The following is a 12,647-nucleotide window of genomic DNA, read 5'->3' as shown; positions in this document are numbered from 1 at the left end:
TGGCGGTCATTCCGGCCCGCCGATCCAGTCGACCAGCAGTGCGGCGAGCCCAAAGGCGGCGCCGATGGTGCAGACGGCCGGCCACCCTGCCCAGGCCCAGGCAATACCGGCCAGCAGTGAACCGATGGCGCCGCCGATGAAGAAAATGCCGACGAACAGGCCGTTGAGGCGGCCGCGCGCCTCGGGCCGCAAGAGGTTGACGGCGCGGCGGCCAAGCGTCTGATCGCCAGTGACGCCGATGTCGAGCAGCACGGCGCTGACGCCCATCAGCACGAGCGGCGTCCACGACGATCCGGATTGGGAGGATCCGGCCCAGGCGGCGAGCGCCAGTGCGCCGATCAGCACGAGATGGCAGAAGATCGTCGCCGGCCGGGTCCAGCCATGATCGCCGGCGCGGCCGAACAGCGGCGTGACGACGGCGCCGCCGGCGCCGACTAGGGCGAACAGCGCAATGCCGCGCTGGCCGAGGCCGAAGGGCGGCTGCGCGAGGCGCAGGGCGACCGCCGTCCAGAACAGGCTGAACGCCGCCATCACCAGCGCCGCCGTCAGTGCCCGGCGCCGCAGCACCGGCTCGTTACGCAGCAGGCTGAACAGGGAGGCGATCAGCGCGCCATAAGACGATTTCGCCTCCGGCCGCCGCCGCGGCAAGGTGAAGGCGAGCACGCAGGCGAGCAGGATGAGGGCAGCGGCGCTGAGTCCGTAGAAGGCGCGCCAGCCGAAGGCGTCGGCGACGAGGCTGGCCAGCGGCCGTGCCAGCAGGATGCCGATCATCAGCCCGCTCATCACGTCGCCGATGACGCGCCCGGCCTCGCCGGGCGGTGCCATCGAGGCGGCGATCGGCACCAGGATCTGGATGGCCGAACAGGCGGCGCCAAGGATGAAAAGGACGATCAGCAGCGAGGCGGTCGTGGGGGCCAGCGCCGCGATGCCGGCCGCCAACGCGGCCGCGGCGAGCATGCGCAGGATCAAGGCACGGTTCTCGACGAGATCGGCCATCGGCACCAGGAAGAACAGGCCGGCGGCATAGCCGAGCAGCGTCGCCATGGCGACAAGACCGACGCTCGCGGCGCCAGCGCCGAGCGACGGGCCTATCAGCCCAACCAGTGTCTGCGGCGCGAACAGATTGGTGACGATGATGCCGGTGGAGGCGGCAAACAGCAGCGTCTGCGGGCCGGTGATGGTTGCAGGCGGCAGCGGCTCGCACAACTGGCCGTCATTGGTGTCGGGCATTGGGTCCTCAAGAATTGCATATCGTCCGAGGACTTTATGCCAAAGCTTTATCATGCTACAATTCAATGAATTCGATAATGATTATGCGAGGTACGCATGAACATCCATGATCTCGAAGCCTTCGTCGCCGTTGTGGAAACCGGTTCCATCGTCGGCGCCTCGGCCAGGCTCAACCTCACCCAGCCGGGTGTCACGCGCCGCATCCAGAACCTCGAGGACGGGCTGTCGACGGCACTTCTCGACCGCCAGTCGAAGCCGCTCAAGCCGACGGCCTCCGGACGCGAAGCCTATGAGCACGGCCGCCGCGTGCTGCGCTCGCTCGAGGATCTGAAGGCCGGCGTCTCGCCGCAAGGCGCGGTCAAGGGCGAGTTCCGGCTGGGCATCATGCCCTATCTCTCGGATGCGGCACTTGCGCTGCCGCTCGACAGCCTGCGCGCCGCCTTTCCGCAACTGACGCTGCGCATCACCTCCGGCTGGTCGCCAAGGCTGGTCGAGCAGGTGTCGCGCAGCGAACTCGACGCGGTGGCGGTGTGCCTTGCCGAAGGCCTGGCCCCGCCGGACGAACTGGTCTGCGACGATCTCGGCGCGCAATCGGTGCTGCTTGTGGCGTCCCCCGGCCTTGGCGTGCCGAAACCGGCGAAGCTCGCCGAGCTGTCGCGTTTCGCCTGGGTGATGAACGAGAATGGCTGCGGTTTTCGCGCCTTCATAAGGCAGAGTTTCGAGGCCGCGCGGCTGCCGTTCCAGGTCGGGGTGGAGGCGCTCAGCGTCGACCTCAGAATGTCGCTGGTGGCGCGCGGCCACGGCATCGGCATCGTCACGCCGGGCGCCTTCGCCGACAGCCGCTGGCGCGACGCTGTGGAGGTGATCGACTGCCCCGACTTCAAGCCGCAAGTGCGCGCCTGGCTGCTGCACCGCCCACCGGCCGGGCGTCTCAGCCGGCCCATCGCGCTGTTTCGGGATGCGCTGATCGACGGGCTGAAGGTGCCGATGCCGCTGGTGTCGTAGCCATGTTTGCTCGCGCGATCTTCGGATACGCGAAGGAACGAGGCGTTTGTTTGTCGGGCACCGTTTCTCGTTCCAACCGATCTTTAGGACTCGCGCTTGCTTCCAACCGCCCCCAACCGGGCGCGAAACTCTTCCAACTCTGCGTCGGCAATCCCGGCCAGTTCGGCCTCCGCCGGATAGCCGCCACTCGCAACCTCCTTGCGAAACCCCGACAGCGCCTCGATGCGCGCGTCGCGAACGGCCTTGTGAAGCGCGGCCAGATTGCCCCAGGCGCGGGCGTGGCGGGGCAGGCGGGCGCTTTCGCCCGATATGTCGGAGGTGAACAGGAACACCACGTCCGCCGCCGGCCCGGAGCCCAGCGAGACCGTGACCAGGCCGGTGCGGCGGTTGATCTCGGCCATCACCTCAGCCGGGATGATCTCGCATTCGACGGCGAAGGCGCCGGCATCCTCAAGCCGTTGGAAACGGTCCCAGAGCGCCAGCGCTTCGTTGGCGGTCTTGCCGACCGCCCTGATGCCGCCGACCCATGTCGATTTGCGCGGCACGAAGCCGAGATGGCCCATGACCGGGATCTGTTCGTCGGCGAGCATGCGCACGGTGTCGTGGCCGCGTCCCGTGATCAAGGCGTCGGCCCCGGCCGTGATCGCGGAGAAGGCGGTACGCAGGATCTCGTCCGGCGTCACCGCGTCGGCGAAGCCGAGGGCGGCGGTGACGAAGACGCGGCGCGAGCCTTCGCGCACGCGCGCCACATTGGCCGCACGGCAGACGACCATTTCGATGCCGGCGGCTTCCGCGGCCGCCGCTTCCTCTCCCGTTTCGGCCGTCACCTGCGCGACGTGCCGGCCGCTGCCCTTCAGCGCGCGCAGGCTCGCCACCGTCACCGAGCGCTCGACCTCGCGGCCGCCGAAGTCGAAGATGCGCGGCATGTCAGCCTTTCAATTTCTTCGCGTAATAATCGGGCGCCACTACGCCGGGCTTGGAGAACCATGCCGGCACGTCTACGCCGGAATAGATGAGGATATTGCCCCATGGGTCGAAAGCGCCGGTGCGCACGATGACCTTGGCCTTTTTCGCCATCTCGCCGAGGATGGTCTCGTGCGTCACCGTCTCGAAATCGGCGTCGGGGAAGAGGCGCTTCAGTTTCGCCAGCAGTGGCGCGTTGTGCACCGGCAACGTGTCGGCATAGCCGACGCGCTCGGCGATCAGGTTCTCGGCGATCGGTCCGAGCACGGTTTCGAGATCCGGCACGTCGGGCGAGATGGCGAGGTCGATGCGCCAGGCGCTCGACGGGATCGGAAAGCCCGCGTCGCAGACGATCATCAGATCGCCATGGCCCATCGAGGCGATGGCGTGCGACAGTTCGGCGTTGAGCAGCCGGTTCCGGTTCATGTTTTTTCCTTCTGTGCTGTCTTTTGGGGCCATGTCGTCTTGATTGCGTCGGCGTAGAGCGCGTCGGCCTGGGCGCGCTCGGGCAGGCCCGGAATGACGCCGAGCCTGGTGCAGGCGATGGCGCCGCAGACGACGCCGAAGCGCACCGCGTCGACGATGTCGCGGCCCTCGGCCAGCGCCACGGCGAAGCCGGAATTGAAGGCGTCTCCGGCGCCCGTCGTGTCGACCACTTCCACCGGCACCGCCGGTACCATGACGTCGAGTTCGTCGGTCAGGATCAGCGCGCCGCTGCGGCCGAGCGTCACCACCACATTGCGTACGCCGCGCCGGCGCAACTCGCCGGCGAGTTCACGCGAGGAACGCGGATCGTCGGCGGGCAGGCCGAGCAGGATGCGCAATTCGCTCTCGTTCGGGGTGAGATAGTCGACATCCCTGAAGATCGCGTCCGGCAACTGGCGTGCCGGGGCCGGATTGAGGATGGTGCGGGCGCCATGCCGGCGGCCAAGCTCCATGGCGCGGGCGGCGGCGGGGATCGGCACTTCGAGCACGGTCATCACCACGTCGCTTTGGGCGATGCGCGTCTCGGCGGTGTCGACGACCGCCGCGTCCATCAGTTCGTTGGCGCCCATGTCGAGGATGATGAAGTTCTCGCCCTTGTCGTTGAGGATGATGAAGCCGACGCCGGTGGCGCGTTCGGTGCGCGTCGAGACCAGGCTCGCATCGACGCCCTCGGCCGCGTAGAGGTCGGTGGCGATGCCGGCCAGCTTGTCGGTGCCGATGATGGCGACCAGCGAGGAGCTGGCGCCCAGCCTTGCGGTCGCCACCGCCTGGTTCGAACCCTTACCGCCGGCGCCCATGTCGAAATCGGTGCCGAGCATGGTCTCGCCGAAGATCGGCAGTTTGGGCGCGCGCATGGTCAGGCCGACGGCGAAGCTGCCGACGATGGTGATCTTGGGTGCGGTCTTGCTCATCAATCCCCTCGTTCAGGACGCCATGGCGCGCGCCAGGATCGCTTCCTCGTTGATGCCGGCTCCGGTCAGTTCGCCCGAAATGCGGCCATTGCGCAGCACCAGAACGCGTTCGGCGTTCATGATCAATTCGGGAATTTCCGACGAGATCATCACCACCGCCACGCCTTCGCCGGCGATGCCGCGCAAGATGGCGTAGATCTCGGCCTTGGCGCCGACATCGACGCCGCGCGTCGGCTCGTGCAGCACCAGCACGCGCGGGTTGGTGACGAGGCTGCGGCCGAGGATGATTTTCTGCTGGTTGCCGCCCGACAGCGTCGCCAGTTTCTGGCCAAGATGTGAAATGCGCGCATCGAGCCGGGCGACCTGCGCGCGCGCCTCGCGGCGCACGGCGCCACGCCGCATGAAGCCGGCCAGCGAAAAGCGCGGCAGCGAGGCCGAGACGACATTGTTGGCGACGCTCATGGTCAACAGCGCGCCGGCGCCGCGCCGGTCGGCCGGAACCAGCGCCATGCCGTTGCGGATCGAGGCCTGGGGGTCGCCGCCGCGCAATTCCTTGCCGTCGATGGTGAGGCGTCCATGCCGGGAGCAGAGGCCGAACAAGGCTTCGCCGAGCATGTCCTTGCCGGAATCCGGCAGGCCGCCAATGCCGAGGATCTCGCCGGCGCGGGCATGAAAACTCACCTCGTCCAGGCCGGGCGCGGTCAGCTTCTCGACGGCGAGCACGACCGGCGCCTCATGCGAGCGCGCCTCGGCCTGCAGCGACCACTGCCGCGCGGTGTCCAGCTCGCGGCCGACCATGGCGCGGATCAGCCGCTCTTCCGACAGACCCGAATTGTCCATGGTTTCGATGGTGCGGCCATCGCGCATCACGGTGATGCGGTCGGCGAGGTCGAGCACTTCCTTCAGATGATGCGAGACGTAGATGACGGTGACGCCTTCGCCGCGCAACTGCTTGACGATGTCGAACAGTCGGTCGCTCTCGCGCTTGGAGAGCGCCGAATTGGGTTCGTCCAGCACCAGCACGCGGGCGCGCTGGCGGATGGCGCCGGCGATCTCGACCAGCTGCATTTCGGCGACCGACAGGCGGCCAACCTTGGTGTCGGGGTCGAGCGTGCCCATGCCGAGCCGGGTGAGTGCCGCGCGTGCCTCGCGCCGCATCTCGTCGCGCGGCACCAGCGACACCACGGAGCGCGCCGCCATGTCGGACATCATGATGTTTTCGGCGATGGTCAGCGTCGGGCAGAGCGCCAGCTCCTGATAGACGACGGTGATGCCTGCGGTGCGGCTGGCGAGCGGCGAGGCGATGGTGGCCGGCTTGCCGTCGATGCGGATCTCGCCGCCATCGGGCTGCAGGTCGCCGGCCAGGATGTTCATCAGCGTCGACTTGCCGGCGCCGTTCTCGCCGATCACGGCATGGACCTCGCCGGGCCGGAAGGCGACGGAAATGCGGTCGAGCGCCAGCACGCCGGGGAACCGCTTGGTCAGTCCGAAAATCTCGACGATCGGGGCAGGGGTCGGTTGCTCTGTCATGGACCTGCTGGCTTGGGGCTGGTTGAATTCGCGCAAGCGGCCGCCGGTCCACGGGGATCGGCGGCCGTGCCGAACCGAGGCTTACTTCTTGACGACCTCGGCGATGTTTTCCTTGGTGTAGATGCCGACGCCGGTGTCGACATTGTCGATCGGCTCGCCCTTGAGGAATTTTACCAGGAGGTCGACGGCGGCAAAGCCCTGCTTTTCCGGCGCCTGGTCGATGGTGGCATCGACATTGCCGTCCTGGACGAGCTGCACCGTCTGGTCGAGCAGGTCGAAGCCGACGACCTTGACCTTGTCGGCGGCCTTGTTGCGCTCCACCCAGGTGCCGGCGGCCGGCGTCGAGCAGCATTCGAGCGACAGCACGCCTGATATCGACGGATTGGCGAGCATGGCGTTCTCGATCGCCGAATAGATCTTCTGCGGGTCGGTGCCGGTGTTGAGCGTGTTGACCACCTCGATGCCGGATTCGGCCTTGAGTGCCTCGCGCGCGCCCTTCTCGCGGTCGAGCGACCATTGGGCGGCGGCGTCGATGGTGGTGATCATCACCTTGCCCTTGCCATCAAGCACTTTCGCCATCAGCTTGCCGGCCTCGCGGCCGGACTGGACGAGGTCCTGGCCGGCGAAGGCGAGGCGTTTGCTCTCGGGGTTATCGGTGTTGAAGGTGACGACCGGGATGCCGGCGGCGATGACGCGGTCGATCACCGGCGCCAGCGCGTCGGTCGAAACCGAGGAGATCGCCAGCCCGTCCATCTTGCCCATCAGCGTCTCGATCTCCGAGATCTGGCCGTCGGCATCGGCGCCGACCGGACCGATGAACTGGGCACCGACCTTGTCCTCCTTGGCGGCGCGCTCGACGCCGGCCTTCATGAAGGGCGCGAATTCGTTCGAGACGTCATGGTAGGAGACGTAGAAATCGAGCTGCTGGCCGGCGTCGATCTTGGCCTTGATGCGCGGTGCGAGCTGGAAATCGGCGAGCTTGGACGCGGCGTGCGCCGAGAGCGGAAACAGGCCGATTGCCGCCGCGAGAATGACGTGTCTGATGTTCATGGATAGTCCTCCCTTTTTGGTTCTGGTTGCTTCTGTGTCGTGGATCTAACCCGTTGTTTTTTGGATTAAGTGGGGCGGCGCGTGCTCCATTTGTCGATGCCGACCGCTATGATGATGACCAGGCCGATCATCAGTTCCTGGACGAAGGGCGACACGCCCATCAGCACCAGGCCGTTGCGCATGACGCCGATGATGAGCACGCCCAGGATGGTGCCGAGGATGGTGCCTTCGCCCCCCGACAGCGAGGCGCCGCCGACGATGGTGGCGGCGATGACGTCGAGCTCCAGGCCAAGCCCGGTGCGTCCGGCCTGGCTGGAGGGCAGGAAGGCAAGGCCGAGAATGCCGGCGAAGGCTGCAAGCACGCCCATCAGCACGAAGGCCGATATCTTGACCTTGTTGACGGAGATGCCGGAAACCCGCGCCGCCTTGGCGCTGCCGCCGACGGCATAGACGCGGAAGCCGAAATTGGAGAAGGACAGCACCAGCCAGGCAAGGGCGGCCACGATGACGAAGAACACGAGCTGCATGGGGATGACGCTGAACAGATAGCCCTGGCCCATGAAGCCAAAGCTCGCCAGCACATCGGGCAGCGCGCCGTTGCGGGCATTGACCGTGACCGGCTGGCCGTTGGTCAGGATCAGCGCGGCGCCGCGTACGATCGACAACATGCCGAGCGTGGCGATCAGCGAGGGCAGGCGGCCATAGGTGGAGAGCACGCCATTGATCAGGCCGATGACGATACCGGTCAGGAGGCCGGCGCCGATGGCCGGCAGCAGCGCCCAGCCGGCGATGATCAGCATGCCGGTGGCAAGGCCCGACAGCGCGTAGGTCGAGCCGACCGAAAGGTCGACCTCACCGGCGATCAAGACGAACGTCATGCCGACCGCCATGATCCCGAGCAGGGAGACCTGGCGCCCGACATTGAGCAGGTTCAGCGATGTCAGGAATCCATCGGTGGCGAAGGACAGGAACAGGCACATTACGAGGAGCGCGATGAACACGCCCGCCTCGCGCGCCCGCAAAAGCCGCGCCAGCGTGAATCGGTCGGTGGCTGGCGCGCGCGCGCCGGTCCTGACCGCATGGGTCATACATTATCCTCCCTCAGCGCGGCCGCCGGTCCTCACCGGCATGGCCACTTCTGCGTTTCATCGACCCCGCCGAGCTCGGGCCGATGCCTCGAAGCCGTTCCCGAAGTGATTCAGGATGAGGCTCTATCTCCCTGTTCGGCCACGATCTTTCGAAAAGGGATCATGGCCAGGCTTGGGCGTGGCCGCCCGTGCCGATGTCGTCGCGTTACGATGCCTTGCGGAACGAGCCGGCCGGCACCTTGCGCAGTTCGTCGAAGTTTCCGTATTCGCGAACCTTCTTGAAGGGCGCGTTCTCGATGGCGTTGTAGGAGCAGATATAGCCCCAGCGATAGGTGTCGGAACGATTGGCGTCCGAGCGGTGCAAGAGATTGCCGTCGAAGATCAGCGCGTCGCCGGCTTCCATCTCGACATAGATATGCTCGTAGCGCTTGAGTGCCGCCTCGAGGTGTTCCTGCTCGACATTGGTCTGGTCGTTCTCGCGGATGTGGTTGAGGCGGCCGAGCTTGTGCGTGCCCTTCAGCACCTGCAGGCAGCCATTCTGCCGGGTCGCCTTGTCGAGCGCGACATAGATGCTCATCATCTCCGGCGCCAGGCAGCCATAATTATACCAATAGCCGAAATCCTGATGCCATTCCCAGGCGCCGCCCTCATTGGGCTGCTTCATGGTCATCTTGTGGCTGTAGAGGTAGATCGGCTTGCCGACAGCGTCTTCGGCGAGATCGACCATGCGCTCGTCGCGGGCGAGCAGCCCGTATTTGTCGTCCTCGGCCTTGGTCCACATTTTCAGGAGGGTGGTCTTGCCCTCCTTGTCGCCCTTGGCCATCACGGCGCCGCTCTTGTTTTCCGCCTCGAGTTGCCTGCGGGCATGGTCGCGGAAATCTTCTACCTCCGCCACGCTGAGCAGACCCCTGCGGATAATGTATCCGTCGCGGGCGTAGTCTTCCGCTTCTTTCCTCGTCATCGCCAACATTCGTCTTGCCTCCCTGGCATGCCTGACAGCGGCCACTCCATGGCGCGATCCGCCGCGAATGGCTGGAAAATCGGGGTTTTGGGCCGTTGCCTGCCGTTATCCCCGGCCTCATGAGAGCAACCATAGCGACGCCCGGTGGCCAACAAAATGGACAGCAGGGCGATCTTTTTGTATAAAACGCGCATGCTCGAAAAGAACGCCGTCATTGAGAGTTTTCACTATGTGCCGGCCGGCGGCTGGACGCGCGCGGCGTTCAGCGTGCCGCGCGCCGGCAAGGTCGCGGCGGCGCGCGATTACCGCATAGAACGGCCTTTTTATCCCGGCCAGGACATCCTCTACTGCGTCTCCGGCAGGGGCCATGTCGAGACGTTGGGGCAGCGGCTGGAGATGCGCGCCGGCCACCTGGTGTGGATGGCCAATGAAGCGCCGCATGTGCATTGCGCCGATCCCGCCGACCCCTGGACGCTGCTCTGGTTCAGGCTCGACGGACCGGATCCGGTGGCGCTGCGGCGCAAGCTGTTCGGCGACGGCGCGCCGCGCGCCGTGTTCGCGGAGGCGGCGAGCCCGGCGCCGTGGTTCGAGCGGCTGTTTTCGGCGCTGCGGCGGCGCGACGCCGGGCTTGACCTGCGCCTCAACCAGCTGGTCGCGGAGTTCCTGCTTCTGGTCGACCGCGCGACTGGCGGCGCCAGCCATGACGATCTGCCCGGGCCGCTGGCCGCCGCGCTCGACGCCATGCGCGCCGAGCCCGGCTTTGCCTGGGGCGCGCCGGACCTGCTGGCGGTGACCGGCCTCGGTCCCTCGCAATTGCGCCGGCTGTTCCAGAAGCATCTGCGCACCAGCCCGCACCAATGGCTGGTGCGCGAACGGCTGATGCAGGCGCAGTCGCTGCTGGTGCAGGGCGAGCAACCGCTGGCGGAAGTGGCCGAAGCCTGTGGCTTCTGCGACGTCTACCATTTCGGCCGCGAGTTCAAACGCTCCGTCGGCATCTCGCCGGCCGCTTGGCGGCGCAGCGAGTTGAGCGCGGCGCCGGGGCGATAGCAGAGAGGAGTCTTTTCAAGCGCTTGGGCGGGCTAACTCACCTCAGCGCAACGTTTGCGGAAAAGCACTCAGCGAACTCGGAACGTGAAGCGATGCCCGAGCGTCCAGCACCCTTGAGAATCCCTCTGCCTTCAGCAACATGACGAACATGAAGAAGCCAACTTCCATCGCGCCACGCAAGGCACCCATGGCGCTGACCGAGGCGCTTGTCGCGCGTACGCTGCGGGCGGTCGAGGATGCCGGGCCGGTGCCGGGCGTGATCCCGATGACCGACGCCGACTATGGGCGGGTTCGCGACGATATCCTGGCCTCGGCACCGGCCGGGCCGCTAAAGTTGTTCGCCTACGGCTCGCTGCTGTGGAAGCCGGCCGGCGAGGTGAGGGGCGGCGAGCGGGCGGTGGCGCGGGGTTGGCACCGCTCGTTCTGCTTCACGGTGCAGCGCTTTCGCGGCACGCTCGATCAGCCCGGGCTGATGATGGCGCTCGACCGTGGCGGCCAGTGCCAGGGCATGGTGTTCGAGATCGCCGAACCGGTCGCCGAAAATCTGGAAGCACTGCTGCGCCGCGAAATGACCATCCTGCCCGCCGTCAACGTGCCGCGCTGGCTGCGGGTCACCACATCATCGGGGCCATGCCGGGCGCTGGGCTTCGTCGTCGACCCCGCCAATCCGCGCTATGCCGGCAAGCTCGACAAGAACGCGGTCGCCGCGACGCTGGCGAGCGCCGTCGGCCATTGGGGCTCAGGCGCGCAATATCTGTTCGAGACGATCCGCCACCTCGACGCCCGCGGCATACGCGACCGCAATCTGTGGCAGCTGCAGGAACTGGTGGCGCGGGAGATCGGGAGCCTGCATGCCGGCGTCTAATGGCTTTGCACGGAGCCAGTCGCCTGTGTTGATGGATCGCCTGCGTTGGTGATTGGCGGGAGCCTCTCAATTTCGTCATCCCTGGGCGAAGCAGGAGCGAAGCTCCGTCGCGGAGACCCAGGGGTTTGCGCCGCGTCGCTACGCTCCTTGCTCCGCCCGTGGAAGACGAAGTTTGGGGCTTCGGCTACCGCCTTCCCAATCTTCCCCTTGACGAACATATATCCCTGTGGTTATACGTCAACCAATAGCCAACGGGTTATCGATTAGGAATGCCAGACGCTCATGACATGATCTTCAGGACGCTCGCCGACCCGACCAGGCGCGCGATCTTCGAACGGCTTTGCCGCCAGGGCGAGCAGACGGTCGGAGCGCTGACGACACAGGCCGGCGTCTCGCAGCCGGCGGTGTCGAAGCATCTGGGCGTGCTGAAGCAGGCCGGGCTGGTGCGCGACCGCCATGAGGGCCGCCAGACGCATTACAGCGCCCAGCTCGCCGCGTTGGCGCCGCTGATGGACTGGACGCGGGAGATGGCAGGGTTCTGGGAAAGCCGGTTCGACGACCTTGAGGATCTGCTCAAAAGGATGGACCAGTGAACGATAGTGCAAAGGAAACCCGCACTGTCGTCGTCGAGCGGGAGATTTCCCATCCGCCCGAAAAACTCTGGCGCGCGTTGACGCAACCGCATCTGATCGAGGAGTGGCTGATGAAGAACGATTTCAAGCCTACTGTCGGCCACCGCTTCAACATCAGCGCCGACTGGGGCGGCGTGCTGGACTGCGAGGTGCTTGCCGTCGAGCCGCACAGGACGCTGTCCTACAGCTGGAACCTAGCGCACCAGGATCCGGCCTTCGATCTCAGGAGCGTGGTGACCTTCACGCTCACGCCGACACCGACGGGAACCCATCTGCGCATGGAGCAGGCCGGTTTCCGGCCCGACCAGAGACGCGCCTATGGCGGCGCCAAGATGGGCTGGCCGCAATTCCTGGAGAAGCTGGAAGAGCTTCTGGCGCGGACTGACTGAGCGTTCCCGGCCAGGCTGAAAACCATACAGCACTATCAAAGGGCGGTTCTCCGCCAGCAAAACCCATGGAGAAAAGCAATGAAGATCAAACTGACCAGCATCTATGTCGACGATCAGGAAAAGGCGCTTGCCTTCTACACCGGCGTGCTCGGCTTCACCAAGAAGGCCGATTTCAGCAATGGGCCGTTCCGCTGGCTGACGGTCGTCCCGGCCGAAGAGCCTGAGGGGACCGAATTGCAGTTGGCGCTGAACGACAATCCGGCGGCCAAAACCTACCAGCAGGCGATCTTCAGCCAAGGCCAGCCGGCGCTGATGCTGTTCACCGACGACATCAAGGGCGATCATGAGCGCATCAAGGCGAATGGCGGTGTCTTCGCCATGCCCCCGACGCAAGTGACCGGGTCGACCATCGCGCAGGTGAACGATGGCTGCGGCAATCTCATCCAGATCACGGAACTGGCGCGCTGGTAGTGCGCCAGGGTTTCAACGC

The 12,647-nt window shown here is 66.1% G+C and carries 14 protein-coding genes; 6 read left to right on the top strand and 8 right to left on the bottom strand.

What is annotated here, in order from left to right; translation table 11 throughout:
• Nucleotides 1-6: 6 nt before the first annotated feature.
• Complete coding sequence (locus FJ948_RS24660) at nucleotides 7-1,230, bottom strand: MFS transporter (protein WP_140709046.1); 1,224 nt, start codon at nucleotides 1,228-1,230, stop codon at nucleotides 7-9.
• Between the two features lie 96 nt (nucleotides 1,231-1,326).
• Here FJ948_RS24660 and FJ948_RS24655 point away from each other — a divergent pair, with 96 nt between their 5' ends.
• Nucleotides 1,327-2,235: a LysR family transcriptional regulator gene (locus FJ948_RS24655; RefSeq protein WP_140709044.1), complete on the top strand. Its 909-nt coding sequence runs from the start codon at nucleotides 1,327-1,329 to the stop codon at nucleotides 2,233-2,235.
• 83 nt (nucleotides 2,236-2,318) lie between these two features.
• On the opposite strand, the gene FJ948_RS24650 is transcribed toward FJ948_RS24655, so the two are convergent.
• The 7 genes from FJ948_RS24650 to FJ948_RS24620 all read right to left on the bottom strand — a co-directional run bounded on the left by FJ948_RS24650 (nucleotide 2,319) and on the right by FJ948_RS24620 (nucleotide 9,224).
• Entirely contained in the window at nucleotides 2,319-3,161 is an 843-nt protein-coding gene (locus tag FJ948_RS24650; protein ID WP_140709042.1) for a 3-methyl-2-oxobutanoate hydroxymethyltransferase, read from the bottom strand.
• Between the two features lies 1 nt (nucleotide 3,162).
• Nucleotides 3,163-3,624 carry a D-ribose pyranase gene (rbsD, locus tag FJ948_RS24645; protein WP_140709041.1) on the bottom strand — a complete coding sequence of 154 codons (462 nt, stop codon included), beginning with the start codon at nucleotides 3,622-3,624 and terminating at the stop codon, nucleotides 3,163-3,165.
• Entirely contained in the window at nucleotides 3,621-4,595 is a 975-nt protein-coding gene (gene rbsK, locus FJ948_RS24640) for a ribokinase (protein WP_140709039.1), read from the bottom strand. The genes rbsD and rbsK overlap by 4 nt, the downstream gene beginning before the upstream one ends.
• A 12-nt stretch (nucleotides 4,596-4,607) precedes the next feature.
• Complete coding sequence (locus FJ948_RS24635) at nucleotides 4,608-6,125, bottom strand: sugar ABC transporter ATP-binding protein (RefSeq protein WP_140709038.1); 1,518 nt, start codon at nucleotides 6,123-6,125, stop codon at nucleotides 4,608-4,610.
• Nucleotides 6,126-6,206: 81 nt separating this feature from the next.
• The gene (locus FJ948_RS24630) at nucleotides 6,207-7,175 is read right to left on the bottom strand and encodes a sugar ABC transporter substrate-binding protein (RefSeq protein WP_140709036.1); all 969 of its coding nucleotides are present in this window, start codon (nucleotides 7,173-7,175) and stop codon (nucleotides 6,207-6,209) included.
• Nucleotides 7,176-7,240: 65 nt separating this feature from the next.
• Complete coding sequence (locus FJ948_RS24625; RefSeq protein ID WP_140709034.1) at nucleotides 7,241-8,263, bottom strand: ABC transporter permease; 1,023 nt, start codon at nucleotides 8,261-8,263, stop codon at nucleotides 7,241-7,243.
• A 205-nt stretch (nucleotides 8,264-8,468) separates the two neighbouring features.
• Nucleotides 8,469-9,224 (bottom strand): phytanoyl-CoA dioxygenase family protein, encoded by a 756-nt coding sequence (locus tag FJ948_RS24620; RefSeq protein ID WP_246677607.1) that lies wholly within the window; start codon nucleotides 9,222-9,224, stop codon nucleotides 8,469-8,471.
• A 192-nt stretch (nucleotides 9,225-9,416) separates the two neighbouring features.
• On the opposite strand from FJ948_RS24620, the gene FJ948_RS24615 reads away from it, so the two are divergent.
• The 5 genes from FJ948_RS24615 (at nucleotide 9,417) to FJ948_RS24595 (ending at nucleotide 12,628) form a co-directional block, all read left to right on the top strand.
• Nucleotides 9,417-10,271, top strand: a complete 855-nt coding sequence (locus tag FJ948_RS24615) for an AraC family transcriptional regulator (RefSeq protein ID WP_246677606.1) — start codon at nucleotides 9,417-9,419, stop codon at nucleotides 10,269-10,271.
• Nucleotides 10,272-10,419: 148 nt separating this feature from the next.
• Nucleotides 10,420-11,136, top strand: coding sequence for a gamma-glutamylcyclotransferase (locus tag FJ948_RS24610; RefSeq protein ID WP_140709028.1), 717 nt, complete (start codon nucleotides 10,420-10,422; stop codon nucleotides 11,134-11,136).
• A 269-nt stretch (nucleotides 11,137-11,405) separates the two neighbouring features.
• Complete coding sequence (locus FJ948_RS24605) at nucleotides 11,406-11,729, top strand: metalloregulator ArsR/SmtB family transcription factor (protein ID WP_140709027.1); 324 nt, start codon at nucleotides 11,406-11,408, stop codon at nucleotides 11,727-11,729.
• Nucleotides 11,726-12,157 carry an SRPBCC domain-containing protein gene (locus FJ948_RS24600; RefSeq protein ID WP_140709024.1) on the top strand — a complete coding sequence of 144 codons (432 nt, stop codon included), beginning with the start codon at nucleotides 11,726-11,728 and terminating at the stop codon, nucleotides 12,155-12,157. Before FJ948_RS24605 ends, FJ948_RS24600 begins: the two co-directional genes overlap by 4 nt.
• Before the next feature lie 78 nt (nucleotides 12,158-12,235).
• Nucleotides 12,236-12,628 carry a VOC family protein gene (locus tag FJ948_RS24595; protein WP_140709022.1) on the top strand — a complete coding sequence of 131 codons (393 nt, stop codon included), beginning with the start codon at nucleotides 12,236-12,238 and terminating at the stop codon, nucleotides 12,626-12,628.
• The last annotated feature ends 19 nt before the right edge of the window (nucleotides 12,629-12,647 follow it).

The sequence above is a fragment of the Mesorhizobium sp. B2-3-12 genome, from assembly GCF_006442205.1.
In the GTDB taxonomy this organism is placed as follows: domain Bacteria; phylum Pseudomonadota; class Alphaproteobacteria; order Rhizobiales; family Rhizobiaceae; genus Mesorhizobium.
Note: the sequence above shows the minus strand (reverse complement) of the source record. Positions and strands in the feature narration are given on the sequence as shown.

Bases quoted from the DNA above. Each gene is read 5' to 3' on its own strand.
- FJ948_RS24635 (WP_140709038.1), bottom strand. From the start codon at position 6,125: ATGACAGAGCAACCGACCCCTGCCCCGATCGTCGAGATTTTCGGACTG.
- FJ948_RS24625 (WP_140709034.1), bottom strand. From the start codon at position 8,263: ATGACCCATGCGGTCAGGACCGGCGCGCGCGCGCCAGCCACCGACCGA.
- FJ948_RS24650 (WP_140709042.1), bottom strand. From the start codon at position 3,161: ATGCCGCGCATCTTCGACTTCGGCGGCCGCGAGGTCGAGCGCTCGGTG.
- FJ948_RS24615 (WP_246677606.1), top strand. From the start codon at position 9,417: ATGCTCGAAAAGAACGCCGTCATTGAGAGTTTTCACTATGTGCCGGCC.
- FJ948_RS24630 (WP_140709036.1), bottom strand. From the start codon at position 7,175: ATGAACATCAGACACGTCATTCTCGCGGCGGCAATCGGCCTGTTTCCG.
- FJ948_RS24595 (WP_140709022.1), top strand. From the start codon at position 12,236: ATGAAGATCAAACTGACCAGCATCTATGTCGACGATCAGGAAAAGGCG.
- rbsK (WP_140709039.1), bottom strand. From the start codon at position 4,595: ATGAGCAAGACCGCACCCAAGATCACCATCGTCGGCAGCTTCGCCGTC.
- FJ948_RS24655 (WP_140709044.1), top strand. From the start codon at position 1,327: ATGAACATCCATGATCTCGAAGCCTTCGTCGCCGTTGTGGAAACCGGT.
- FJ948_RS24660 (WP_140709046.1), bottom strand. From the start codon at position 1,230: ATGCCCGACACCAATGACGGCCAGTTGTGCGAGCCGCTGCCGCCTGCA.
- FJ948_RS24610 (WP_140709028.1), top strand. From the start codon at position 10,420: ATGAAGAAGCCAACTTCCATCGCGCCACGCAAGGCACCCATGGCGCTG.
- rbsD (WP_140709041.1), bottom strand. From the start codon at position 3,624: ATGAACCGGAACCGGCTGCTCAACGCCGAACTGTCGCACGCCATCGCC.
- FJ948_RS24605 (WP_140709027.1), top strand. From the start codon at position 11,406: ATGCCAGACGCTCATGACATGATCTTCAGGACGCTCGCCGACCCGACC.
- FJ948_RS24620 (WP_246677607.1), bottom strand. From the start codon at position 9,224: ATGACGAGGAAAGAAGCGGAAGACTACGCCCGCGACGGATACATTATC.